The organism is Klebsiella sp. OBRC7 (assembly GCF_000293135.1).
In the GTDB taxonomy this organism is placed as follows: domain Bacteria; phylum Pseudomonadota; class Gammaproteobacteria; order Enterobacterales; family Enterobacteriaceae; genus Klebsiella; species Klebsiella michiganensis.
In genome coordinates, this window is the sequence record NZ_ALNJ01000066.1 from 1 (window position 1) to 20,892 (window position 20,892).

The window sequence follows — 20,892 nt, forward strand, 5'->3', positions numbered from 1 at the left end:
TTCCTGGACGCAAAGGGTCTGTCCCCTCGTGCCGGGCAGGTAGACATGATGGCGTTTTGCAGCGCAGTCGTTAACGCTACCCCCGCTGAGGAGCAGTATCGCGTCGGGGTTATTGAGGCCGGTACGGGGACAGGGAAAACACTCGGGTATTGTCTGCCGCTGATCCCCCTGGCGATGGAAAAGCATAAGACGCTGATCATCTCCACGGCAACCGTTGCGCTTCAGGAACAAATCATCTCCAAGGATCTGCCAGAAATACAGGCGAGAGCGGGCCTGAGCTTCTCCTATGCGATGGCGAAGGGCCGTAGCCGTTACTTCTGCCAGATGCGCTGTGACGTTCATATGGAAAGCGAGATGAATGCCTATGGCTACATCCGCGATGATGTGGAGGATATCAGCAAGGCCTTTGCTGGTGGTCACTGGACAGGAGAGCGTGATTCCTATCCTGATGAGATCAATGAGGCGGTATGGGGTCGGGTCAATGCTATTGGCAGTCAGTGCCCTAAAAAGCGTTGCCCACATTATCACCGTTGTCCGTTCTTCCTCGCCCGCGCCCTGCTGGAGTCGGTGGATGTGGTTATCGCCAACCATGACATCGTATTGTCTGACCTGTCACTGGGAGGCGGTATTATCCTTCCCCCGCAGGAAGAGTCCATTTATGTGTTCGACGAAGGTCACCACGTTCCGCAGAAAGCAATTAACCACTTTGCGACCTCCGCCTCTCTCGATGCCAGCAGGCATTTCATGAGCGAAATCTTCGACATGGTAATGACCATGCCAGAGTCCTACGGCGGGACTATGGAAAAGCACGTGCAGCAGCTGGTGGAGCTTGCGGGCCATGCCGGTGATGAGCTCGGTGAGCTGCGGGGGACACTTTTACGCTCCCTGAACTGGCGAAACGATCACGAAATGCCAAATGGCACGGAATCGGACATCTATCGCTTCCCGGAAGGTTTCGTTCCTGAAGATATTGCGGCCCTGTTTAAGCCTGGGTTAAAGACAGTAAACGAGATGCAGAATATCGTTGTGAAAATGACGGCGATTGTAGATGAGGCCGGGCGGGATATCAGCGAGGAAGAACTGGCCCTTCAAAAGATGGCTGTCGGCGAGCTGGCAAATCGCCTGGCGGGTATGCATCAGGCTCTGGCCTCATACTGCGGGAATAAAACCGTCTCTGGTATGCCTATGGCCCGGTGGATTAACGTCCGTCGTACTAAACGCAGCACCGAAGTGGTGATTAATTGCAGTCCGGTCTATGCGGGCGAACACCTGAAATCCGAGCTCTGGTCGAAGGCTTATGCCACCATTGTGACCTCGGCAACAATCCGCTCCCTTAGCAAGTTTGACGCATTCCTGGAGCAGGCCGGTCTTCCAGTCGATACACCTACCCTGCTGGCCCGCAGCCCGTTTGATTACCAGAACAACGGCGTGTTGTTCATCCCCCGTATGCGCTCGGTTCCGACCAATCATGAAGAACATACGGCGGAGATCATCGAACTCCTTCCCAAACTGGTGCTTCGGCTTCAGGGTTGCCTCGTGCTGTTCGCCTCCCGCAGGCAGATGGAAGAAGTCAGCAAGGCGATGCCTCAACACATTTCACCGCTTCTGCTGATACAGGGGGCACTTCCAAAACGGGAAATACTGCTGCGCCATAAGCTCAGAATCGACCGTGGTGAGCCGAGCATTATCTTTGGTATGGCTTCTTTCAGTGAAGGGGTGGATCTGCCTGGCGTGTACTGCAACAACGTCATCATTGCCAAGCTGCCTTTTAGCGTTCCGACCGACCCGGTGGGCCAGACCCTGACGGAGTGGCTGGAGAAAAACGGGCGTGATGCTTTCCGGGAAATCTCGATACCGGAGGCCTGCCTCAAACTGACCCAGTCCGTTGGTCGGCTTATCCGCACAGAGAGCGATACCGGCGCGGTGACTATCCTGGATAAACGCCTGAAGACAAAAGCCTACGGGAAAGACATCCTCGCATCCCTGCCCCCTTTCAGGCGCGAAATTCGTTAATCAACAGTCGAGAGGTTGCTATGCATAAAATTGAATGCCCACGCTGTCTGGGTGGTAAGGGTGAGATCCGAGCGTTCCGGCACGTTCAAGGCGGTGTGTGTTTTCGCTGCAAGGGCCGGGGGTATGTCGAGGTGAAAACCATCCCGAAGCCTTCTATCCGGTTTGTTGCTATGCAGAAATGGGCAAATCCAGAGGACGTTAACTACAACAATGGGGATTTTATCAGGACGTTCTATTTCAAGGCCCGAAGTCAGGCTGAAGCAACAAAGAAGCTTCAGAAAAAACTCGGCGCGTCAGGTCGTGAGTTTTATGCCACTCCTGCGGATGATGTCCAGCAATAAATGGGGGCGTTTTGTAGTGGTTTATTCACTCTGAAATCTATCACTCTGGTTATGATTGGTTTCGAAACAAATGACAGGTGGTAACACATGAAAAACCAGGCTAAAACACAACATTCTGTTTTTAAGTTCATTCGAGCTGCGATTCCGGTAACAGTTCTATCGGCTATACAGTACGCTGTCATTTCTACATTGCTGGTGGTTGGAAAAATTGACCTTCAATGGTCGGAACTCGCTACATCACTTCCGTTATGTATTATTGCAATATTCTCAACAGCATTTGTATTTTACGACCCAAATGAATATGAGTACTTTCTTTCAGTGCTGGGAATGCTTACCGTTTGGGTTTTAGTGTTTATTGCATCAATACTCCTACTTGTAATCGCGCGAGGTTTTTCCTTCATCACAAGCAATTATGTAACATATGCTGAATTGGCTTCCTATTCCATACAGATAGGAATGATGATTGTATTTTACTTCAAGAGGGATAGTCTTAATCAACAGACCCTATAGATACAGTATTTCGCGATTAATATTATCATTGAACATTAACGCACAAAATTTACCCCCACGTCATACAAGGTTACCGATGCAATGAAAAATAAAATTATCGATGCAAAACTTGCATTTTTTAAAGTAGAGGGAACTCCAAGTACTGGTCACGTTGTGGTTATCGGGAAACCATCATCTGGGAAAAGTTTCTGCCTTACTGATGAAATAACGCGTTTGTTAAAAGCAGGTAAAAACCACGAAAATTAATTTGAATATTGCAAGCGGGGTTTGCTATGACATCAATTATTACCACTTTATATGAAAAACTTTCATTTCGTGTGCTCGCAGTTCCGCTGATTATTTTCAGCATTGAATTTTTGATATGGGCAGTGCTTATTCGAGAAAATGTTATATCCGGGGACTGGCCTTTGTATAGAACTTGTTTGTTCGCTTGTTTTTCCTCGCTGATTATAACTGGATTCACATTCCAGAATCCTGAAGGCAGTGATTTCCTAAAGGCAGCAGCAGGTCTCCTTGGATGTCTGGCCTTGGGGGGATTGATAATTATTATTTATTATATTGGCACTCTCGAATTTCCGATTATCACTGCCAAGATGGTTTGGATTTTCATGATGGCAAGCTTTACGTCTCAGCTTTTCACTTGCCTGATGAAATCGATGACTGATTAATTTGAAGTTCAGCAAAAACAATTGCAGAGCAAAGTTATTTATTCACTCATTTTGCGATCTAAGTATGCTTACGCTGAAGTAACCGAAAAGTACCTTTCTTGAAAAGTTTTTTCGGGATTTTAGGAGAAATGGATAATGGCATTCTCACTTACTTTCCATCAATACATTCTGGAGTAATAACATGTTTACTTTAGTTCTCGTGATTGGGCTTTATTCAAGTGGTCTTAATCCAAGTGGTGTCACCTCTCAGAAAATACCTGACTACAAAACCTATGATGAATGCCAGAGTGCCGCGCCTAAAGCAAAGCGTGGGGAAACTATCACCATCTTAAGTTATTGCATTCCCCAGCCTGCGGATAAGACAAAGGCGTAAAGGCTTCGCTATATGTGAATTATCGAAGGGGTGTCCATTTCATACCCGATTACTTCGTCAATTGTCGACCGGTGGGATAATAGGATTAAAACAGTTTTTAGCTTCACGATATTATGGAGAAACCGCCGTCATGCACCCATTCGATTCGGTCAGAGTAAAACTGAGTTTTGCCGGAAAGCCACCAGCGGCTTTACTGCAAAGCGCCCTATTTCTTGAAAATCAGCGTCCCGAATCCTCCAGTTGGAGCGACCCGGGCACGGCGGGTAATACACTGCTTCGCGACATCCTCCGGTCACAACCGGTTGAACTGAGCACTCTACAAGGCGTGGTTAATCTGACTACTGGCAACCTCGGTAAAGCCGAATGTAGTGAGTTGCTTGCACTGATGGGCCTTCGTAGCTTCGGTGAAGAAGCTGCTGAGTTAATGGTTCGCAATGCGTCAATGGTTTTTGCGAGTGGACAGGCTAATGCAAAGAACCTGATTCGCATGGAAGTCACTAAATCACACCTTACTTCTGATAAGCAGGTCATTGTCAGTACTGAAACCCTTGAGCGGCGTATGTACGTCATGAACAGCAACGGTATCTGCTTCGTCGTTGAGCCTGAGATCTGCCTTGATGCCGAGAAACTGCCGGGCGCGGATTTCTTTATCACTGAAGACGAAATGGATGCTGCGGGCGTGAGCCGCTGGGGTGAAAACGGCAGTCAGCACTGGCGATGCATGGTTACCTGGTTCAATGGCAGTAGCACCATCATGAACGAAATGGGACACATGTACGAGCTCGGTGATGAACCTGAAATTCGGCTCAATAGCTTCGGTGGATAAAGCCCACCAGCGAGGAAATACGATGAGACACGATAACGTCAAGCCCTGCCCTTTCTGCGGTTGTTCATCTATCCGGGTTCGGGAGATTTCGAATAATTTTCGCGCCTGCTGCAATTCCTGTGAGGCCACGGTGGCGTTTCAGGACTCCGAACAAGCCGCTGTGACGCGCTGGAATACCCGCGCTGAAGAGAAACAATCTGGCGGACTCCAGTCAGCATAAATTAAGCCCCGGGCTGCTCTGGGCCTGAATACCGATAAGAGGAAACACCGACATGAAATTTTACATCAGCGACGTTTTATGGAAATCCGGGCAGGCATTCATTTTCTCGTTTGTCACTGCTCCGGCAGTTGCGTTACTGCTCATTCTGTTCTGCACAGTTCTTACCAGTTCACCATCCAAGGTCTTCCTCGATCAGGCCCGTAGTCTGGTTGGAAATGCCACCAGCACCTCGGTCATGGTTTGCCCTAAAGAGAAAGCAGTGTTTGCCGCGTTCCGCTCCTCAGAATGCCAGCGACACGTGGTGAATGCCGATGATGCCATTAAACAATGGGACTCGCTGTTGCTCAAAGGCTACCTGATAGTGGCGGGTATCGCTCTTATCTGCTGGATGGTAAGCGAGGCAGTTAACTACCGCAGAAAGCCGTGGCGCTATGGGATCCGTCCCTCTGATATGACATTTAGCTATACAAAACTCGTGCCGAAAGAATCCGATGATGACGCGGATAAATAACCACTCATTTAGCACGGCAGACAGCCGGTCAATGCCAGCAGCACAGGGGGCAGTATGGGTAGACCTACAGGCAATATCGTCAGACTCACAAAATCAACAGGCCGCAGCAGCGACTTTTTCGGGCCATGTGAGTTGTGTGGAAAACATATGTCAGAAGCATTCCGTACCCGAAAAGCGCGTGAGTGGCAGCGTGAAAATGGCGAACTCTATTACGGCCATGATTCCGCCGTCATGTATGCACATGAAAAATGCATTCTGAATCTGGAAAGCAAATTTACCTCAAATTAACGACTGGTGAGATTTATGAAAATACCTCTGGGTAAGACGTTCCCAATTTTTTTTATCTTATTGGTGGTGGTGCTGGGGGGCGCTATCGCCGAGAAACTGCTATGGGAGGGACACCTCTATCCCGATTTTCTTATCAGTGATGCCTATGTGGCGAAAGATACTCAATTGCAGGCCAGTAACGACACAACACTGTTGAAGCAGTGCTACGCTCAGCACTTAACTGGATGTGAAAAGTATTATAGAAGCTTCAGCCAACTGGAGGTCAGGGGTAACGATCTCAAGTCGCTGTGTAAAGTCCTGACAAATAACACTGATCTGGACGTCTTTCAGAGTGATGCTCAATTGCTGGTTCGTTGCTCACGATGGAATGTTTTCCGTGTAATTCCATTTAAACCTACAGATAACGCAACTGATAAATTTAAGCCAATGGTCGATATGGTTGGGAGCTGGATGGCCTACAACCGGCTCTCAAAAGAGCTACTTCATGAAGATCCGGTCGATATCTTTTTTGTTGGACTGGATGAGGGAAAAAAGCAACTATCCCTGAAATATTGCTTTACCGGGGTTGATCAAATTCCTCCTCAAGTAGCTTTCCAGCGATGTGACACCGAGTCGGATACGACTAAAACCCAGAGTGACAAATCATGATGACATTTCTCGCTAATTTGCATCGCCATACTACGGCCTGCCGCAGCTTCGCATTCTTCACTCTGGTCTCCGGCCCGGCGATTGCTTTATTTATCACGTTCATCTGCATGAACTATTCAGGTTCACCTTCAGCGCATCTGGTTAGTGCAGCCAGGGCTGTCATTGATGGTGCTCCGGTCGGCAAACTAATGGTATGTACCGAAGAGCCACAATCCACGACTCCCCCGACACTTATCGAATCTCCCTGCGTTCGCGAGGCGGTCGATGAATCAATAGTAACCGCGAAGTGGGATTCAAACTTCCGAATGGTTTACGCAATGCTTGCTCTGCTTTCTTCTGTTATCTGGTGTCTAGTGAGCGCCACACGAGCGAACATATTCAAGGACGCTAAACCCCCTACTCGATAAGCCTGTCAATTCTCAAATAAAATGATGAAAAGTTGTGAAATTAAGGAGTGATGATGAACATAAATTACAGTATTAATAACAGTGTGCTCATGATGATGAGTGAGTTTATGATTACAGCTTTTGTAATCGTAATACTTTTTGTGATTGTATTAGTATATAACAAAGCGTTTAAGTCTGAATTAAGCATAAAAATATTTTGTTTTAGTCAGTTAACAGCCATTTTCATTTCCGTATTAGAAATAACAACAAAAAGAACAAATGCTGGAAGTATCAGTATTACATGGAGTGACGGCATCCATCAGTTTTATACTCACGTTTTTCTGGGGTTTGCTTTTTCTTTCTTACTTTTTTTGCTTGGTCTTTATGACTACAAAATGAAAGGCAACAAAGATGGTTTAAAGGATTGCAAAAAACATGTTTTACCGTGTTTCATAGGGAGTTGGTTCGTATTAATAATATTCTTTTTCTCCGCTTCGCCTTTGCGCTATGAGGAGAATTTGATTACGGATGCTCGCGTCGTAGCTTCGGATCCCAATCGAACCACAATTATCTATGCTGATGGGTTCTACTGGCTATTTGATATGGATAGAAATGAATTTGATAAGTCTATATCCAGAGAGATAGTCAGAGGCAACTACAAGATGTTATGTACTTCAGATACACCAGCTACCTGCTGGGCGGGCAGAAAATTCCCCAAAAACACATCACTGGATAAAGTTTTATGAAAGATTGTAACGCTGAGAAATATAGCTATTCATGTCTTTTCGCAGCGGTATTTAGACCAGGTGAAATGCCTGTCATTTCCGCGTTCCGGGCGCGGTATTGGGCTCTAATCATTCGATGGGCATTGCGTTTCGGTTACACCGTTTGCCTGATTGGCAGCACTGGAACCGGAAAAAGTTACCTCATCGAAAGAACGCTACCAGGACGGATCATTGATGCCCGACTGTTACTGGTAAAGAATGATTGGCATGGCCCTGTGCCATTCAGTTTGCGCGGTGCAAAGCCCGGCCCAGTTGGCATTGATGAGTCGTCCAGCTTTTCAGAGGAAACGCTGCGTCAGAACGCGGAGAACCTGAAAGAAAGAGGGGTAGTGTATACAGCACAAAGCATTGATAAAGCAGCTAAAGTTGCAGCCAACCTGCCAAACAGGCGTGTGTTGCTTATCATGATTGGAAAAACGTAGCCTCTGCGGTCTAGGCCATCTGACCTGCTGAACTGACGCAGTAGACTCTCTCGGAGGCAAACAAATTTGCTGGTGGGATAAAATGGGCGCATACTTAAAGCACGTGTAATCGACACGTGCTTTTTTATTGGAGGACACATGCAGGCTACAGCTGCTCGCCAGAAAAAAACCGTCAGTGTCACCCTTGAGCCAATGCTCGTACAGCAGGCAAAAGACGCTGGGATTAACTTGTCCGCCACGCTGGCAGAAGCGCTTCAGAGCAAACTGAAGGCCAGTGCAGCGGAAGAATGGAAACGACAGAATCGTGCTGGTATTCAGGAGTTGAACCGCATCACTGAAGAGCATGGGTTACTGTCTGACGAATACAGGACGTTCTGATAATGCAATATACCGTTTACCGCAATCCCGGCAACAGCCAGGCATACCCTTACCTGCTGGATATACAGAGCGACATCATTGGCGAGTTAAATACCCGCCTGGTGATCCCCCTTCATCGGCTTAAAAAAGGAGCCTCGGCCCCGGTTGCGCGATTAACTCCGGTCATACAGGTGGAAGGGAATGACGTTATCCTGATGACGCATGAAATGGCTTCAGTCCGCGTGAAGCAGCTCGGTCAGGCGGTCATGGACGCATCTCCGTTCCGGCACACTATCAAAAGTGCGGTGGACTTCCTGCTGGATGGTTTCTGACAGAGATAATGAGCGAGAAAATGATGAAGCAAAATGAACTGCTGGAAGTGGCAAAAGCCATGCGCGATTATATTGATGCCCTCCCTACCGATGTCGTTGCAGCATTACCGGTGATGCCGGGATTTGATCGAGACTGGGCCGACGAAGTCATTTACGAAGCCGAATCCGCCAGCAAATAACCCCCCGTCTGCGCCCGTTTCATCTGAATTCGGGCCGTCACAATCTTTCTGATTTTATTGAGAAAACAGCCTCTTTTTGTCCCCTTTTTTCCTTCGTCAGCAGACTCAGTCGTTCGATAATAAAAACAGACCAACACAACCACTGAGGTGTTTCATGTTAGCGATTATCCCGGCAGCAGGCACTGACAAGGTTTTTAAAACCTCCCTCAAACACGTGCTCGATGAGGACTTCCTGTTTGCAATGGCTTCAAAAGCAAGCGCGACGTACATTTCATCCCATATCAGCGATGACGGTGAGGGCACAGTGTTTTTCAGTCTGAGCGACTGGGATAACCTCAAGCCTTCCTTATCGGCTGATGGCTGGGATGGCGATACGATGCCCGGCTTCATTGATTTGCTGGATGCAATCGCAGCGCAGGGCTATAACACCGTCGAATTCCACATTTCTCACCCACTGGTGGTTGGCGCGGTCTGGTTCACCGATGAGTATTACTTCACGGTTACCCCGCTGGCGTATGACCTTGCCACGCTGGATGGTCAGTTTGTTCTGCCGGATGGCTCTTCCTACCGGCTGGATGACCTTGATGAAGTCAGCTATGACGAAATGACCGACTACTTTGACGGCATTATCGAAGTCGATGGCGATACCATGCTGGGTGTAAAGCGTAACGACGATGACACCGTAAACGTCAGCAAAATCGAAAGCTAACCCCTCCTCCCCGGTGTCGGTATCCGCCGCGCCGGGCTATTTTCCTGCCATCATCCTCTGGAGTGTTTCATGAAAGACCGTTTTTATCTGGTCAGCTTGCGTGACACCGTTGGTAGCAATACCGCTTTTCATAGCCATCACGGCAGAGGTTACAGCACCGATCAGCGTAATGCCCGGGTTTACACCCGCGAGGAAGCACAACGCGCATGGAATACGGGACGGGAGTTTGACCTGCCGGTTGATGCCGATGCAGTCGACCGCCATCTCGTGTTTCATGTTGATCATCAGTTTGTACCGGGAAAAACCATTCTCTCCGAAAGCGCCACCAAATATGTCGGCTTCGTTAATGGCCAATGGGACGGAAACGATCTGTTCTGGCTGGCTGATGCGGGTACTACCACGGATTTTTCCCTTGCCAGAGTTTTTGACTCACCACAGGCAGATAGACCTGATGTCGTCTGGTTACCCCATCACATCCCTGACGCTGCAAAGCGCCCTACCTTCAGTGTTGAGCGGATAGACCGCCGTAAAATGACGCAGGGGGCCGGTCTGCTGATGCCTGCCTGGCTGAAACGCCAAAATCGCCGACAGTCAAAGGGGCTGACTCGCTGGAATTGCCCCGGGTGTGGCCGTATTTCATGGCAACAGAATCCGTATGATTTTGATGGTTGCCGGTTCTGCATATAGTCAACTACCGCGAGAGGCCTCTATGTTCCGATTATTACAGAAGTGGTTAGTCAGGTTTACCTGTCAGGACGATATAGATTGTATGTCGACCCGGCGCTCTGCGGGCGAGTTCTGGCTGGAAATAGATGCCCGTCGTCACTGGATTTTCCTGGACATCGACGGTGTACTCCACCGGGCGGAAAACGGGTCACTGGAGTTTATGCCTGTGCTGGATCACGTGCTGACGCAATGCCCGCAGACGGGAATTATCCTTTCCACAAACTGGCGTACCGGCGTACCCCGGGAGATGGTGCTGAGTCATTTCCCTGCGGGTATACGCGATCGGATTGCTGGACTCAATCCCGATCTGGATGGGCTGGTGAATAACCACGTGCGTTATCACGAATGCATGGCGGTCGTTAAACGGTTCGGCCTACAGCATTACACCTTCGTGGACGATACCGCTCGACTCTTTCCAACTGACTGCCCTGCCCTGTTCCTGACTCACCGGCACGAGGGGCTGAATGCAACGCAGGGTAGCGCTTTGATAGACCGGATTCGGTTAATGAAATGACCGGTTTAAGGCTGAATACAAATTATTAATGAGGATGCGTTATGAATGAAATCCCACAATACGTCTATGACCTGATCGGTATTTGCCTCTTTGTTGGAATGTGGGTCGGAGGCGTTCTGCTTATTTGGTTTATTTTCTCTAATGGAGAGAGCGACGAATAGCCAGGCAACTGGCGCAACTGATGTTGCAGGATGGCCCCAACAATATCTTACCTGCTTACGCTCTGATTACCCGCGCAACGCTTCGTCAGAAGCGGAAAGCTGGGATAATGAATATATCCCGTATACACCAGGCTATCCCAATGAAAATTACTGTGTTTACTGCCCCTGATTGTCCGAAATGTCGCATGACGCTTACCCGCTTTTCTCTGGCTGGGGTGGACGTGAATGAGATCCCGCTGGTGGACAACGCAGATCTCGTTCGCCTGACACAAAATACCGGTGCGCCGCTGGTGGTGGTGGTCAACGATTCGGGCCGTGTGACGGGTTGGGGTGGGTTCCGGCCAGATCTTATTGCGACAACTGCCAATGGCTGGAGTGTCGGGTCACTCGATATCCCCCCGTCGCTGGTTAATCACGTCCTTCACTGAGGTAAACGCCATGCACAATATCTCTGTCGAAATCCCTGCGGCCCTCGGCGTACATCCTCCTTCAGGAGCGGATGTCGTGCTTATAGACGATCTGAATAACGCCCTCGCCGGTGCTGGCTTACCGCAACTGAAGATAGAGCCGATAACGTGGACACCGCCATCAGGCCGACCGGTGATCTACCGGTCTGAGGTTCCCGATATCCTGCGCATTGCAGGTATAAACCCTGACACCTCTGACATGGTGAAAACCTTCTGTTCCGGGCCACTGCCGATTGACGATAACGAGCTGGATGCCCTTCTGGAGATGCGCGAACGGGACGGTCATAGCGAAAGCTTCAGGATCGCGCTCTGTGGGGCGCTGGACGCGATTCTCATTCGACTCTACTCAGCAGAGCGTCAGCTTCGTTGAAACGCCAGTAAAGACGCTGGTGGCCTCATATGAGGTATCAATCGGCTCGGTTCCGTCTCAATAATTTAAAGAGAGCACGGTATATGAGTCCTGAAGAAGAAAAAGTGCTGCATCAGCGGCTGATACAGCTTGGCGATATGATGGGGGATGGCCTGCACTATGAGCGCGACGGTCAATGGATCACCCGGGAGTACAAAGCCACGTTGCGGGCGCTGGGGCTTTTGAAGGCTCCCAAGCGTAAGCATAACCCGACCAAAACACTCGCTGTGGATGAGCGAATGGCACAACGTGTGAAGGACGTAGCCTGTACCCAGTGCGCCGGGAAACTGAAACAGGTGCGCTCCGGGTCTCTGAAAGCGCAATGCACCCGGTGCAAAACCAAGTTCACCCTCCTGAAAACCATTAAGTAACTATACCCGCAGCTGGTGGTCACCCCACCAGCATAAAATATACCCGAAACTGTGACACCTGCGCTTGCCTGCCTCAATGTCGTGATAGCTGACAACCCCCACGAAGAAAACAAACCTCACACCTGCGATCGTCGTGATGCAACGATTTTGTCGAGCCAATTATATGAAGAGACTGTTATGAAAGACTTCCATTTCCTGTATGTCGAACTCCTGGTCGAATTGCTTCGACTGGTCAATTTTCTTCTGCCGTTGTGGTTTGGTAGTTGAAAATAGCAGGTAATACCCGGGCAAGACCTTCCCGTTTTTTTAAAATAAAAGGGCGCACATAGCGCCCTGTCAGAAAGGTATTTTGAAGCAGCAGACTACTTACGAAACTCCCATTGTTTAATCAGCTTTTTGACAAACGTCTCGCCATAGATCTCATGTGACTCCATGTATGCACAAAGCTGTATCAGGGTCATCATGCCATCGCGAAGGGTATCGCATGACTCGTTACGGCAATAGGCCGTGAGTTTGTACATATTCGCCCCGCAAACGTCCGGGTTGTAGAGATTAACAATCAGGCTTGCCGCGAATTTCTTTCTCTCTGCGATAGCGCCCAGATAAGCCAGCTCCCTTTTCAGGTCTTCCGGGATAGGTGTGACAGCACACGCTCGCGGGTTCAGGTTTATCTGGATATGGTCAAAGTCGAGTTCCTGCATTGTCCTGGTTCCTTCTGCTGATATTCGGTATCCGTCTGCCGGGCCACACGATTCTGCATGTAATGCCCTTCATATCACCATTGTACCGGATACCTGCAATTTGCCCCGTAACTACCGGTGCTGATGATAAAAAATATCTTTATTTTGCGAACGATATACACCAGTCCGTCCTGATTTCGTCAGCTGAATTGTGCCGGGTAAGCTGGTTGCCATGTGAGTGACCTAATGGAGAACACCATGCAGCACACTGCAACCACACACCCGCAACCGGCTAACACCGTGAGTATCGTCAGTACGACCTACGGTCAGACGCTGGTGGTACTGAACGGGAAATGTCTCTACTGCGCACCACCAGAGCGAGGAGACGAAGCCCGGCAGCTGGCATCAACCACTGCCGGGGCACTCAACGTGCCGGTCGATGTCGTCCACCTCGATACATTTGCTACCGATACAACCGAAAGCCAGCTGATGGCCCGCTTTGAAAACCAGAATGCCGGGCCGTGGTATAGCCATGCGTTTACCATCGCGTTCAGTGTTGAATACCCGGCGAAGAGTAGCGATGACATTCCACCAGCGGAATTACACCGTGCATTGATGAAGCGGGCCAGAGAGTTTACCGGTGATCTGGATGCGCTGGTGGAAGCCTGCGGGGCATCTTATGACAGTTATCAGATGGGGTAACTCCTGCTGGAAATGACCGCATTCTGCTGGCGTTTTCAATGAGATATCGCCAGCCGCTTTGGTAGAGTTTTCCAGATAGCAAGCGAACATCATAGCCAGTGGCAAGAGGTAAACCTATATGAATTCTGTCTGTCTTGATTACGAGAAAGTGGATTTTCTGGCGAATCTCCTGATCCCCACCCTCGCCAGACACCCCATCAGTAACAGTTTCCCGGAGCGCGGCCTCGCACTTAAGGAAAAGCACCCTGAGCTGGTGGGCTGGCCCGAGCGCAAACTGGGTGAAGTGGAAAATTACCAGAATGCACTGTCCAGACAGCTACCGAGCCTGAACAGCATGTCCTTGCCGGAGTTTATCGACTTCATTCTCACCCCGCATGTCGCGGAGTATGTTCTTGAGCAGGTTGGCACTCCGCTTGCTGGTGGCGAAATTGAATGTGCTCACTGGATGTTGGATGCCGCAGAGCAGATCTGTAAAGCCTGCGAACCTGCGTATCAGGCATCTGAAGAACCGGGAGTCTGGTACTACGACATTGCTGAACGTCTGGGCGCTGAAGTGGCCTGCCGTTGCGTAAAAGGTGATATCAGCACTGACCAATTGGTCGCTGTTGCAGTTAACCTCACTGAGTCATGGAACACGCTGAGCGAAGACAGCAATCAGGAGCCTGATTGCGGATCATATGAAAATACCGTCAGGACGTTGGTAGAACGTGCTGATACAGCAGAAGCGGCTTGCGTAGAAGCAGTCAGAATCCTTGATGGTGGTGAGCGGCAGGCGTTATCAAAGGCGATAGCAATTCTTCGCCCTGTGGCCGCAACGTTGCAGTAGATAGTGGCAGAACACCAATACACACAACACTCACTACAGGAAAATGACCATGAAACTCACCGTATCGACTCGCCCGGTAAGAATTGAAGGGAATTATGTCTCTGTCGTCTTTAATCGTTCCCATAACTCCATGCCGGAAACAGCAGAGGTTAAAAATGCCGATCAGGCGCGGGCATTCATCAACGATTACATCGCCCGTAATATCAACGAAACGCCGATGCATCTGGTGCTGACAAAAGAGGGCCGGGCATTTGGCGGGTTCGACGCGCTGAATAGTAGCCTTCCGCCCGCGATTGAATCATCAACCCGTTTGTAATGACTGACTGGTGGCGCTCAGTGAGGAGCGTCACCCGGCATCACGGAGGGAGTTGCAAGAGTTCTGATTAGCCTTTCCTGACCCACGCCCAAAGCATCGCACCCGCCAACACCGTCAGCATCAGAGCAAACACGGAACCAACCAGACTCGCATCGCCATTCTTGCCGGAGTAACCGCAGGTTTGAGATGCGTCACCAACTGCCTGACAAATTGAATCGGGATCAAGTCCCCAGTAGACAAAGGCGAACAAGGCAATTACAGAGATAAACGCTTTAGCGACTTTCGCTTTCTGAATCATCAGAGACACCTCAGTTCGTCAATGCCGGGGAGTTGCCTGTGTGTTATTTCAGGCGGGAATCAAACCGGAACGGAATTTTCTTAACCGTAGCCATCAGGTCAAAGAGTTCAGGGTGTGCCGGATTCAGCAAGTAGTTAAATTCAACCGGAGACAACGCACTTGGAATACGCAGCGCGATAGAAGAACCGCTTTCAGCCCAGTTATCACCGTAGAGCGCCAGCTCAGCAGGAGCATCCTCACTCGCCCAGTTATCAGGGAGACGGCTCATGTCGAAGGTCTGGATCTGATCATCCGGTACATCAAGACTCAGCAGTGTAAAGTCGTCCAGTAACTGCGGCGCGTGAATGTGTACCAGCGTTTCAAGCATGGTAAGGCTGGCCGTTTCAGACAGGTAGACCATTGCAGTGCCTACGCTGTTCCAGCGGCCCCCCGCTTCTTTCGCACCCAGACCAGACCACGCAGTCATCAGATAACGGGTCTTGGTCAGTCGGTAAAGGATCACGAGTATACCCCGTGCTCAATACGCGTAATCAGGCGCATCACTTCAAGCGCACCTGTCTCAGAAGAAACAAGCTCTGCCGGTGATTTCCAGCTCAGACCACGGTTCGCTTCGTTCAGCCATTTGTGCGCCGCTTCTTTGTCACCTTCAAACAGCTCTACAGCGCGTTCAATTACGCGGATAATGCGCACCAGACGTTCGCTCTGATCGGCAGTGAAACGGTCTTTGATGCTACGATTAAACGTCGTATTAGGTATACCCGACATTTTGCGCAGCTCAGACGGCGTGATGTTAGCCCATTCAGAAATGTGCTTAGCTACTGTGCCATCGAGACCGTGATTGATTTTATCCATCAGCGCGATACCGTCATTATCCAGCCCAGCAACCTGCCATAAGCAGTGCTGATTCGTTTTGGTAACGTCTGGAGAAAAAACTTTCATCGTCATAACTAGCCCTCCCATTTGGTAATTCAATTATACCATATGGAACACTAACGGCAATCTTTTAACCATCAGACAACCTCAGCGCCCTTCGTCACCAGCCCCACCTGCCAGATAATAGGTCAATAACGACAAAACTATGACAGGGGGCATCATGCCGAATCTCTTACGTTATGACCAACTGGACTCCTCACGTCAGCCAGCAGCGCGGGCATCAGCCGCTAGTGGCGAATTATGGTGTGCCCGCAACAACGTAAAAAAGCAGGCGGCAGCGTCAAAGGCCGCAATTCACCAGGCAATCAATGATCAGCACCGCATTACCCGGCTGCGAAACACCTTTTCGCTCGCGAAGGATATGCGTGAAAAGCCGGTCGTCTGGATTGAAAAGCGCATCCTCGAAAATCTGTGCATGTTCAATGAGCAGGGCGATATGTACCTGTTCACGCAGCAGAACTTTGTCAGCAAACTCTGAACCTCCGGCCCGGCTCGTCGGGCCATTAAAAGGAAACCGATATGACAGACTTCATTGATAAACTGGCAGCGAATGGTGTGGCCTTTACCCTTCAGGACGGACGAATCATCGTTGAAGGCGATCTTCGTGTCGGGTTTACGCTTGAGCCAGAAGATCCGGCAATTCCCTGCGACTATATTCCCGCGAATCTGACCGTGACGAACACCCTGACCATTCTGTCGGGCATTCATAGCATCCCTGCCGGGCTGGTGGCCCGCAATCTGTTTATCAGCTACTCTGAGCTGGAATCTCTCCCTGACAACCTGACCATTACCGGTACGCTCATGGCGAATTCTTCACGTCTTAAGTATCTGCCGGAAAATCTGACGGTGGGCCGCGTTCTGGACATCATGTGTACTGATATCGCCTATCTGCCGGATACGCTGAAAGTAGCTGGCAGTATGATGCTGTCAAACACCCGTATTACCACTTTGCCGGATAACCTGCATCTTGAAGAAAATCTGGCCCTCGAAGCCATGCCGTTGCAAGCGTTGCCAAAAAACCTGAAAGTGGGCCACAGCCTGTATCTGGATGCTGTGGCTCTGAAGCGGATCCCTGAGTGTATATCGTGCCCCGTGATTAACCTGGTTAACCCTGGTAATTTTGAAAATGTCGCGTCAGTCACCGGTATCGGCGGAAAGCCTAACCGCCATGTCTATGCGCTACGTACAGCGCTTGGCGTTCGCGTATGCATGTACGATTTGTCTGTAGACCCGGAAATATTTGGTCTGCTGGTACGTGGCATCTATGATGAACCCACGGCTGAACTACTTGATAAGGCCGCACAACAATGTATTCAGCGTCTGGAGGATATGTATGCTTCTGAAAACGCAGTTCGGCACTGACTCGGGTATGATTTATACCCGGAAGGTGTATCTGCATTACACCGACACTGACGGGCATTCACGCAGCAAGCTGATAAAAGGTTACTACTACCCGGGCGAAGTCCCGGTTGAGTCGTTTTCAGAGCGGGCACTTGCTCCTGGTATGCGCCAGCTGTTGAGTTGCCGCTGCGGCGCAATAAACTGGGTCGCAACTGGTGGTATCAACGAATACCAATGCGACTGCTGCGCAAAGGAAATAACCGTTTACTGACGGTCTGCACGGGGATACCGTTCGACCGGCATACCCATGACAATAAGAGCAGGTGCTAAATGACAAAAGAAGAATCACAATTTTATGCTGGTGCAATCTGGGCCGCATCGACCATTTACCGGATGCATTCTGACTCGGTGGTAGCGAAAGATTTTCTCCGTGAAATTAACGATCTGGATGTGGCAGCAAAATGTGGTGCTGAGTACGACGTTCTCCCATTACGCCTGTTTGTTTTGCGCGATTTACCATTGGGCCACGATGCGGATTATGAAGCCATCAGCTTCGGGCCGGTAGACCGTCACGGCAATATCATCTGCGATCACTCTCAGACTTCGGTCACCGATATCTCCGGCCAGCGAGCGTATGGGGTTTATGCCCGCCGTGCGGGTGAGTCGAATCTGACGCTCATCGACAATCTTGATGATGAAGAAGAAGCCGAACCACTGGCGAAGGTGCTGGCTGAACAGCTCCAGCAAATCAAAGAAGGTCGCTACGATATTTAAGCGTTAGACCACGTACTGCTGGTGGCAATACACTGGCGATTAAGGGGGTTAAGTGACTTAAATGATCCACTGACCTGTCTGTGTAAAGCCTGTTTATCCCAAAGCCGTCTGGTTCACCAGGCGGTTTTTTTATGCCCGGAATAGCAAGCACAACACAAAACGAAACCGATATTATCTTTCTGAAAATACAGGGCTTTTTATGCCCTGGTTTTCTTCGTCACCTGAGTCACTCACCAGATACTGGATACAGAAGCCACAACATGTAACCCGTTATCAGGAGCGACCCATGAAAGCACAAGCTGTTCGTAATCACTCTTTTGGCTCACTGAAGCTCAGCGCAAGCAATGCGGCAGCAGCCGCGCTGGCGCACCCGGTAACCCATTTCTTCATGCTGTTCGCCATCGTGATGTACCTGGTCTATGGCGGTGTAGTACTCGGCATTAAGCCGTAGCATTCCCTGTGGCCGGTCGCCCAATCGGCTTTGCCTCCAACCCTTCTGGAGGTAGTTGTTAACTTCCCCGGTAAACCGGGGATTTTTTTACCCGTAGTTCCAGCGTTCGCCACTGGAGCTAAAACCCACCAGAGCGAATTCCGTAACATAAGCGCTTCTTCTACGTCCGATCAGTACCTTACCCTATGAGCAACCCGTCACACTCTGCTAGCCTTCCTCCCGGAATGAACGACACTCTGATGTCCCTATATATCGAACCGGATATGCCTGGTATCGATGATCTCGTTATAACAATTATTCGGCTTCGGCGTGAGGGCTGGACAGCATCTGAACTGACTTTCCGTATACTTTCGTCAGTTGCATATCAGGTGATTCCTCCAGAGGCGTTTACCGACCCTAAGCATCACCTCCTGAAAGAGTATGTCAGTTTGTCCCGTGAGTTCGGCCTAGTAAGCGGGGCAAGACATAATGCTCACCTCCGTGGTGTCATTCGCAGAGGGATAATGTCGGGAATAGATAGAGCAGAGGTAATACGCCGCGTTCTTTTCTCCCCGCACTATTCAGAACATGAGGAAGATAACCAATCTGATTCGTTCCCTCGTTCGTCGTAACAACCGGGTGGCATTAACGCTTTTTCCCCGAATGTTCCGGTACAAAGCCTTTGGCGTGGTTGAAACAGGATCTGGTTATCCGCGACGGCCTGAACATCAGGAATCCAAAGTTTGTCTACTGGCAGGATATCTCAGAGTCCAGGAAGAAATTCGTGCTTCTCAGGCCCGTCTGGCTTTACTAAATACTGAAATCGAAAAGGAGAATGCTCAGGAGTACGCACGTAACAAAATTCCGGCATCACGGTTGGCTCACTTCAGGCTCTGGTTCACTCGCCGATTTGGTAATGACACATCCCGTTTGATTGAGTCCGTGGACACCTACTGCGAGGAGCAGAATCCAGTAATGGATGAGCAACCGGCTGTATTGCCATTACCACGCGGTCACCTCCCCCATGCAGATATCCGTATGCGCTCCCCGAGCTTCCGCCGAGAGGTTAGCGTTCGCGATGTGCATGTCCAGTCTCAGTTCCGTGAGTTGGTGGATAAGAATTTCGGAAGCCTGTGCGCGGTATCGGGCAAACACCTCAACGGTGTGCTGGAGGCAGCACATATTGAACCAACATCCGTAGCAGGCTGCTATAACGCCAGTAACGGCATTTTGCTATCACCAACATTCCACAGGCTGTTTGACACAAACATGATGGGTATTGATCCTGATACACTACAGATTCACTTCGCCAGCGGTATAGAGTTCCCTGAGTATGAAGGGGTCTGTATAAAACCGTTGTTCTACAATCTGGATAAAAACAGGCTCGGGGCAAGATGGCTTGAATTTAAAGTGAAATCACCTGCGGAGTAAGCCCTCTCCCCTCTTCCATCTCCCTGCCCTATCCAATCTATTTATTGGAAAGGCATAGCAGCATGGAGATAAGTAGCACACAAGTAACTCACCGATAATTCACATAAAAACCATATCAAAACAAATCAATCAGTTTATCGCATTTCCTAGCGCACTTTTAATTCACATTTTATGGACTTTTAATCCAATCCTCTCCTGTTCACTTTGAATTTAAGTGATATCAGTGAATGATAAGGTACGAATAATTCACTAAATAACAACTATGTAAATTCAACAGCATAAAAACCAGAGCGCTATCTTCGGACTGGTTCCAGTAATTGATGGTTTGAGTCCGGCCCGCATGTCATACTGATTTATATCTTTCGTGTAGCCCTGCGGTAGGCACGATTTCATCCCAATACATCCAGTGGCATGTGACTATATGATCGACCAAGCAGAGTTAATGAAGAGTGTTTTAGCGGTTCTGCAAGCCAGAAACGTGTCATTATCAGAGAGCCCTACGCGAATTCTGATGATGCTTCCAACACGGTTACGCGTGAATGTCACTGTAATCGATGCTCAAAATGAACCGTTAACCGCGACACTGATGCTGGATCAGGAAGGTCAAGTGACCTGTAAGCTGGCAACAGACCCCGCTGATACCGTCGTTGATATCAGTCGATATAGAGTATGATTTAAATCTTCGCGTTCCAGCCAGCCGTTCCCAGCTTCGTTGTAGAATATTGCAATAAGCCAATCCCCAGCCAGCCCTGTAATGTAACCGAAGAAAATCGTGCGCAATGCGCACGTAAAAATGTCTGCCCGCCACGCGGGCAATCGCCGTCCAAAAGCTTCGCTCTCAAGCGAAGCAGGCACGACATGTAAATTCGAATAGAGCCCTCACGGGGCGATTAGGCGAATTCGCGGCCCGCTAGGGCAAAGTCTCAAAGCGTATGGGGGTTAACA

35 protein-coding genes are annotated in these 20,892 nt (G+C 49.6%); 31 read left to right on the forward strand and 4 right to left on the reverse strand.

Annotation, left to right across the window (positions count from 1 at the left end):
* The 22 genes from dinG to HMPREF1144_RS13705 form a co-directional block, all read left to right on the forward strand.
* Positions 1-2,013 (forward strand): ATP-dependent DNA helicase DinG (gene dinG / locus HMPREF1144_RS13620; RefSeq protein WP_227500442.1); only part of this gene is annotated, 2,013 nt, incomplete at its 5' end.
* Positions 2,014-2,033: 20 nt separating this feature from the next.
* Positions 2,034-2,354 carry a hypothetical protein gene (locus tag HMPREF1144_RS13625; protein ID WP_016241561.1) on the forward strand — a complete coding sequence of 107 codons (321 nt, stop codon included), beginning with the start codon at positions 2,034-2,036 and terminating at the stop codon, positions 2,352-2,354.
* Positions 2,355-2,441: 87 nt separating this feature from the next.
* Complete coding sequence (locus HMPREF1144_RS13630; RefSeq protein WP_024196082.1) at positions 2,442-2,864, forward strand: hypothetical protein; 423 nt, start codon at positions 2,442-2,444, stop codon at positions 2,862-2,864.
* 81 nt (positions 2,865-2,945) lie between these two features.
* The gene (locus HMPREF1144_RS33295; RefSeq protein WP_007372277.1) at positions 2,946-3,110 is read left to right on the forward strand and encodes a hypothetical protein; all 165 of its coding nucleotides are present in this window, start codon (positions 2,946-2,948) and stop codon (positions 3,108-3,110) included.
* 26 nt (positions 3,111-3,136) lie between these two features.
* Positions 3,137-3,532 (forward strand): hypothetical protein, encoded by a 396-nt coding sequence (locus tag HMPREF1144_RS13635; protein ID WP_024196081.1) that lies wholly within the window; start codon positions 3,137-3,139, stop codon positions 3,530-3,532.
* Positions 3,533-3,713: 181 nt separating this feature from the next.
* Positions 3,714-3,905 carry a hypothetical protein gene (locus HMPREF1144_RS13640; protein WP_016241560.1) on the forward strand — a complete coding sequence of 64 codons (192 nt, stop codon included), beginning with the start codon at positions 3,714-3,716 and terminating at the stop codon, positions 3,903-3,905.
* A 130-nt stretch (positions 3,906-4,035) separates the two neighbouring features.
* Positions 4,036-4,731, forward strand: a complete 696-nt coding sequence (locus HMPREF1144_RS13645; RefSeq protein ID WP_007372278.1) for a hypothetical protein — start codon at positions 4,036-4,038, stop codon at positions 4,729-4,731.
* A 22-nt stretch (positions 4,732-4,753) separates the two neighbouring features.
* On the forward strand, positions 4,754-4,951 hold the full coding sequence (locus HMPREF1144_RS31485) for a Lar family restriction alleviation protein (protein ID WP_032155220.1): 198 nt from the start codon (positions 4,754-4,756) through the stop codon (positions 4,949-4,951).
* Positions 4,952-5,003: 52 nt separating this feature from the next.
* Complete coding sequence (locus HMPREF1144_RS13650; protein WP_009653093.1) at positions 5,004-5,462, forward strand: hypothetical protein; 459 nt, start codon at positions 5,004-5,006, stop codon at positions 5,460-5,462.
* 54 nt (positions 5,463-5,516) lie between these two features.
* The gene (locus HMPREF1144_RS32990) at positions 5,517-5,750 is read left to right on the forward strand and encodes a hypothetical protein (protein ID WP_008786598.1); all 234 of its coding nucleotides are present in this window, start codon (positions 5,517-5,519) and stop codon (positions 5,748-5,750) included.
* Positions 5,751-5,765: 15 nt separating this feature from the next.
* Complete coding sequence (locus tag HMPREF1144_RS13655; RefSeq protein ID WP_007372282.1) at positions 5,766-6,398, forward strand: hypothetical protein; 633 nt, start codon at positions 5,766-5,768, stop codon at positions 6,396-6,398.
* Between the two features lie 457 nt (positions 6,399-6,855).
* Positions 6,856-7,530, forward strand: a complete 675-nt coding sequence (locus tag HMPREF1144_RS13660; RefSeq protein WP_008786597.1) for a hypothetical protein — start codon at positions 6,856-6,858, stop codon at positions 7,528-7,530.
* Positions 7,527-7,991 (forward strand): hypothetical protein, encoded by a 465-nt coding sequence (locus tag HMPREF1144_RS33300; RefSeq protein ID WP_008786596.1) that lies wholly within the window; start codon positions 7,527-7,529, stop codon positions 7,989-7,991. Before HMPREF1144_RS13660 ends, HMPREF1144_RS33300 begins: the two co-directional genes overlap by 4 nt.
* Before the next feature lie 138 nt (positions 7,992-8,129).
* Positions 8,130-8,369 carry a type II toxin-antitoxin system CcdA family antitoxin gene (locus HMPREF1144_RS13670; protein ID WP_007372285.1) on the forward strand — a complete coding sequence of 80 codons (240 nt, stop codon included), beginning with the start codon at positions 8,130-8,132 and terminating at the stop codon, positions 8,367-8,369.
* A gap of 2 nt (positions 8,370-8,371) precedes the next feature.
* The gene (locus HMPREF1144_RS13675) at positions 8,372-8,680 is read left to right on the forward strand and encodes a CcdB family protein (RefSeq protein WP_007372286.1); all 309 of its coding nucleotides are present in this window, start codon (positions 8,372-8,374) and stop codon (positions 8,678-8,680) included.
* A 20-nt stretch (positions 8,681-8,700) separates the two neighbouring features.
* Positions 8,701-8,859, forward strand: a complete 159-nt coding sequence (locus tag HMPREF1144_RS33305) for a hypothetical protein (RefSeq protein ID WP_016241558.1) — start codon at positions 8,701-8,703, stop codon at positions 8,857-8,859.
* A 154-nt stretch (positions 8,860-9,013) separates the two neighbouring features.
* Positions 9,014-9,568: a hypothetical protein gene (locus tag HMPREF1144_RS13680; RefSeq protein ID WP_007372288.1), complete on the forward strand. Its 555-nt coding sequence runs from the start codon at positions 9,014-9,016 to the stop codon at positions 9,566-9,568.
* Positions 9,569-9,637: 69 nt separating this feature from the next.
* Positions 9,638-10,255 (forward strand): hypothetical protein, encoded by a 618-nt coding sequence (locus HMPREF1144_RS31490; RefSeq protein WP_007372289.1) that lies wholly within the window; start codon positions 9,638-9,640, stop codon positions 10,253-10,255.
* A 22-nt stretch (positions 10,256-10,277) separates the two neighbouring features.
* On the forward strand, positions 10,278-10,808 hold the full coding sequence (locus HMPREF1144_RS13690) for an HAD domain-containing protein (RefSeq protein WP_016241557.1): 531 nt from the start codon (positions 10,278-10,280) through the stop codon (positions 10,806-10,808).
* A 301-nt stretch (positions 10,809-11,109) separates the two neighbouring features.
* Positions 11,110-11,397 carry a glutaredoxin family protein gene (locus HMPREF1144_RS13695; protein ID WP_016241556.1) on the forward strand — a complete coding sequence of 96 codons (288 nt, stop codon included), beginning with the start codon at positions 11,110-11,112 and terminating at the stop codon, positions 11,395-11,397.
* Positions 11,398-11,407: 10 nt separating this feature from the next.
* The gene (locus tag HMPREF1144_RS13700; protein WP_007372292.1) at positions 11,408-11,806 is read left to right on the forward strand and encodes a hypothetical protein; all 399 of its coding nucleotides are present in this window, start codon (positions 11,408-11,410) and stop codon (positions 11,804-11,806) included.
* An 83-nt stretch (positions 11,807-11,889) separates the two neighbouring features.
* Positions 11,890-12,216, forward strand: a complete 327-nt coding sequence (locus HMPREF1144_RS13705) for a hypothetical protein (protein WP_007372293.1) — start codon at positions 11,890-11,892, stop codon at positions 12,214-12,216.
* Positions 12,217-12,578: 362 nt separating this feature from the next.
* Here the strand turns inward: HMPREF1144_RS13705 and HMPREF1144_RS13710 are convergent, their stop codons facing one another.
* Complete coding sequence (locus HMPREF1144_RS13710; protein ID WP_007372294.1) at positions 12,579-12,917, reverse strand: hypothetical protein; 339 nt, start codon at positions 12,915-12,917, stop codon at positions 12,579-12,581.
* Positions 12,918-13,154: 237 nt separating this feature from the next.
* Between HMPREF1144_RS13710 and HMPREF1144_RS13715 the strand changes: the two genes are divergently transcribed.
* From HMPREF1144_RS13715 to HMPREF1144_RS13730, 3 genes are all read left to right on the forward strand, one after another.
* Positions 13,155-13,598 carry a hypothetical protein gene (locus HMPREF1144_RS13715; RefSeq protein ID WP_007372295.1) on the forward strand — a complete coding sequence of 148 codons (444 nt, stop codon included), beginning with the start codon at positions 13,155-13,157 and terminating at the stop codon, positions 13,596-13,598.
* A 118-nt stretch (positions 13,599-13,716) separates the two neighbouring features.
* Positions 13,717-14,424, forward strand: coding sequence for a hypothetical protein (locus HMPREF1144_RS33645; RefSeq protein WP_009653092.1), 708 nt, complete (start codon positions 13,717-13,719; stop codon positions 14,422-14,424).
* A 49-nt stretch (positions 14,425-14,473) separates the two neighbouring features.
* Entirely contained in the window at positions 14,474-14,740 is a 267-nt protein-coding gene (locus HMPREF1144_RS13730; protein ID WP_007372298.1) for a hypothetical protein, read from the forward strand.
* Positions 14,741-14,807: 67 nt separating this feature from the next.
* Here the strand turns inward: HMPREF1144_RS13730 and HMPREF1144_RS13735 are convergent, their stop codons facing one another.
* The 3 genes from HMPREF1144_RS13735 to HMPREF1144_RS13745 are packed head-to-tail and all read right to left on the reverse strand — an operon-like array spanning position 14,808 to position 15,977.
* Positions 14,808-15,038, reverse strand: a complete 231-nt coding sequence (locus HMPREF1144_RS13735; protein ID WP_007372299.1) for a hypothetical protein — start codon at positions 15,036-15,038, stop codon at positions 14,808-14,810.
* Positions 15,039-15,081: 43 nt separating this feature from the next.
* Positions 15,082-15,540 carry an RES family NAD+ phosphorylase gene (locus HMPREF1144_RS13740; protein WP_007372300.1) on the reverse strand — a complete coding sequence of 153 codons (459 nt, stop codon included), beginning with the start codon at positions 15,538-15,540 and terminating at the stop codon, positions 15,082-15,084.
* On the reverse strand, positions 15,537-15,977 hold the full coding sequence (locus HMPREF1144_RS13745; protein WP_007372301.1) for an antitoxin Xre/MbcA/ParS toxin-binding domain-containing protein: 441 nt from the start codon (positions 15,975-15,977) through the stop codon (positions 15,537-15,539). The genes HMPREF1144_RS13740 and HMPREF1144_RS13745 overlap by 4 nt, the downstream gene beginning before the upstream one ends.
* Positions 15,978-16,131: 154 nt before the next feature.
* Between HMPREF1144_RS13745 and HMPREF1144_RS13750 the strand changes: the two genes are divergently transcribed.
* From HMPREF1144_RS13750 to HMPREF1144_RS13770, 6 genes are all read left to right on the forward strand, one after another.
* Positions 16,132-16,449 (forward strand): hypothetical protein, encoded by a 318-nt coding sequence (locus tag HMPREF1144_RS13750; RefSeq protein ID WP_007372302.1) that lies wholly within the window; start codon positions 16,132-16,134, stop codon positions 16,447-16,449.
* A gap of 41 nt (positions 16,450-16,490) precedes the next feature.
* Positions 16,491-17,333 (forward strand): hypothetical protein, encoded by an 843-nt coding sequence (locus HMPREF1144_RS13755; RefSeq protein ID WP_007372303.1) that lies wholly within the window; start codon positions 16,491-16,493, stop codon positions 17,331-17,333.
* A complete protein-coding gene (locus HMPREF1144_RS13760; RefSeq protein WP_007372304.1) occupies positions 17,305-17,583 on the forward strand; it encodes a hypothetical protein in 279 nt (92 codons plus the stop codon). The genes HMPREF1144_RS13755 and HMPREF1144_RS13760 overlap by 29 nt, the downstream gene beginning before the upstream one ends.
* 59 nt (positions 17,584-17,642) lie before the next feature.
* Positions 17,643-18,086 carry a hypothetical protein gene (locus HMPREF1144_RS13765; RefSeq protein WP_007372305.1) on the forward strand — a complete coding sequence of 148 codons (444 nt, stop codon included), beginning with the start codon at positions 17,643-17,645 and terminating at the stop codon, positions 18,084-18,086.
* A 286-nt stretch (positions 18,087-18,372) separates the two neighbouring features.
* Positions 18,373-18,537 carry a hypothetical protein gene (locus HMPREF1144_RS33320; protein WP_007372306.1) on the forward strand — a complete coding sequence of 55 codons (165 nt, stop codon included), beginning with the start codon at positions 18,373-18,375 and terminating at the stop codon, positions 18,535-18,537.
* A gap of 567 nt (positions 18,538-19,104) precedes the next feature.
* Positions 19,105-19,947, forward strand: coding sequence for an HNH endonuclease signature motif containing protein (locus HMPREF1144_RS13770; RefSeq protein ID WP_007372307.1), 843 nt, complete (start codon positions 19,105-19,107; stop codon positions 19,945-19,947).
* Positions 19,948-20,892: the final 945 nt, after the last annotated feature.

What these genes read in the sequence shown, in the direction of transcription:
- HMPREF1144_RS13625 (WP_016241561.1), top strand. Translation starts at nt 2,034, where the DNA reads ATGCATAAAATTGAATGCCCACGCTGTCTGGGTGGTAAGGGTGAGATC.
- HMPREF1144_RS13630 (WP_024196082.1), top strand. Translation starts at nt 2,442, where the DNA reads ATGAAAAACCAGGCTAAAACACAACATTCTGTTTTTAAGTTCATTCGA.
- HMPREF1144_RS33295 (WP_007372277.1), top strand. Translation starts at nt 2,946, where the DNA reads ATGAAAAATAAAATTATCGATGCAAAACTTGCATTTTTTAAAGTAGAG.
- HMPREF1144_RS13635 (WP_024196081.1), top strand. Translation starts at nt 3,137, where the DNA reads ATGACATCAATTATTACCACTTTATATGAAAAACTTTCATTTCGTGTG.
- HMPREF1144_RS13640 (WP_016241560.1), top strand. Translation starts at nt 3,714, where the DNA reads ATGTTTACTTTAGTTCTCGTGATTGGGCTTTATTCAAGTGGTCTTAAT.
- HMPREF1144_RS13645 (WP_007372278.1), top strand. Translation starts at nt 4,036, where the DNA reads ATGCACCCATTCGATTCGGTCAGAGTAAAACTGAGTTTTGCCGGAAAG.
- HMPREF1144_RS31485 (WP_032155220.1), top strand. Translation starts at nt 4,754, where the DNA reads ATGAGACACGATAACGTCAAGCCCTGCCCTTTCTGCGGTTGTTCATCT.
- HMPREF1144_RS13650 (WP_009653093.1), top strand. Translation starts at nt 5,004, where the DNA reads ATGAAATTTTACATCAGCGACGTTTTATGGAAATCCGGGCAGGCATTC.
- HMPREF1144_RS32990 (WP_008786598.1), top strand. Translation starts at nt 5,517, where the DNA reads ATGGGTAGACCTACAGGCAATATCGTCAGACTCACAAAATCAACAGGC.
- HMPREF1144_RS13655 (WP_007372282.1), top strand. Translation starts at nt 5,766, where the DNA reads ATGAAAATACCTCTGGGTAAGACGTTCCCAATTTTTTTTATCTTATTG.
- HMPREF1144_RS13660 (WP_008786597.1), top strand. Translation starts at nt 6,856, where the DNA reads ATGATGAACATAAATTACAGTATTAATAACAGTGTGCTCATGATGATG.
- HMPREF1144_RS33300 (WP_008786596.1), top strand. Translation starts at nt 7,527, where the DNA reads ATGAAAGATTGTAACGCTGAGAAATATAGCTATTCATGTCTTTTCGCA.
- HMPREF1144_RS13670 (WP_007372285.1), top strand. Translation starts at nt 8,130, where the DNA reads ATGCAGGCTACAGCTGCTCGCCAGAAAAAAACCGTCAGTGTCACCCTT.
- HMPREF1144_RS13675 (WP_007372286.1), top strand. Translation starts at nt 8,372, where the DNA reads ATGCAATATACCGTTTACCGCAATCCCGGCAACAGCCAGGCATACCCT.
- HMPREF1144_RS33305 (WP_016241558.1), top strand. Translation starts at nt 8,701, where the DNA reads ATGATGAAGCAAAATGAACTGCTGGAAGTGGCAAAAGCCATGCGCGAT.
- HMPREF1144_RS13680 (WP_007372288.1), top strand. Translation starts at nt 9,014, where the DNA reads ATGTTAGCGATTATCCCGGCAGCAGGCACTGACAAGGTTTTTAAAACC.
- HMPREF1144_RS31490 (WP_007372289.1), top strand. Translation starts at nt 9,638, where the DNA reads ATGAAAGACCGTTTTTATCTGGTCAGCTTGCGTGACACCGTTGGTAGC.
- HMPREF1144_RS13690 (WP_016241557.1), top strand. Translation starts at nt 10,278, where the DNA reads ATGTTCCGATTATTACAGAAGTGGTTAGTCAGGTTTACCTGTCAGGAC.
- HMPREF1144_RS13695 (WP_016241556.1), top strand. Translation starts at nt 11,110, where the DNA reads ATGAAAATTACTGTGTTTACTGCCCCTGATTGTCCGAAATGTCGCATG.
- HMPREF1144_RS13700 (WP_007372292.1), top strand. Translation starts at nt 11,408, where the DNA reads ATGCACAATATCTCTGTCGAAATCCCTGCGGCCCTCGGCGTACATCCT.
- HMPREF1144_RS13705 (WP_007372293.1), top strand. Translation starts at nt 11,890, where the DNA reads ATGAGTCCTGAAGAAGAAAAAGTGCTGCATCAGCGGCTGATACAGCTT.
- HMPREF1144_RS13710 (WP_007372294.1), bottom strand. Translation starts at nt 12,917, where the DNA reads ATGCAGGAACTCGACTTTGACCATATCCAGATAAACCTGAACCCGCGA.
- HMPREF1144_RS13715 (WP_007372295.1), top strand. Translation starts at nt 13,155, where the DNA reads ATGCAGCACACTGCAACCACACACCCGCAACCGGCTAACACCGTGAGT.
- HMPREF1144_RS33645 (WP_009653092.1), top strand. Translation starts at nt 13,717, where the DNA reads ATGAATTCTGTCTGTCTTGATTACGAGAAAGTGGATTTTCTGGCGAAT.
- HMPREF1144_RS13730 (WP_007372298.1), top strand. Translation starts at nt 14,474, where the DNA reads ATGAAACTCACCGTATCGACTCGCCCGGTAAGAATTGAAGGGAATTAT.
- HMPREF1144_RS13735 (WP_007372299.1), bottom strand. Translation starts at nt 15,038, where the DNA reads ATGATTCAGAAAGCGAAAGTCGCTAAAGCGTTTATCTCTGTAATTGCC.
- HMPREF1144_RS13745 (WP_007372301.1), bottom strand. Translation starts at nt 15,977, where the DNA reads ATGAAAGTTTTTTCTCCAGACGTTACCAAAACGAATCAGCACTGCTTA.
- HMPREF1144_RS13750 (WP_007372302.1), top strand. Translation starts at nt 16,132, where the DNA reads ATGCCGAATCTCTTACGTTATGACCAACTGGACTCCTCACGTCAGCCA.
- HMPREF1144_RS13755 (WP_007372303.1), top strand. Translation starts at nt 16,491, where the DNA reads ATGACAGACTTCATTGATAAACTGGCAGCGAATGGTGTGGCCTTTACC.
- HMPREF1144_RS13760 (WP_007372304.1), top strand. Translation starts at nt 17,305, where the DNA reads ATGCTTCTGAAAACGCAGTTCGGCACTGACTCGGGTATGATTTATACC.
- HMPREF1144_RS13765 (WP_007372305.1), top strand. Translation starts at nt 17,643, where the DNA reads ATGACAAAAGAAGAATCACAATTTTATGCTGGTGCAATCTGGGCCGCA.
- HMPREF1144_RS33320 (WP_007372306.1), top strand. Translation starts at nt 18,373, where the DNA reads ATGAAAGCACAAGCTGTTCGTAATCACTCTTTTGGCTCACTGAAGCTC.
- HMPREF1144_RS13770 (WP_007372307.1), top strand. Translation starts at nt 19,105, where the DNA reads ATGAGGAAGATAACCAATCTGATTCGTTCCCTCGTTCGTCGTAACAAC.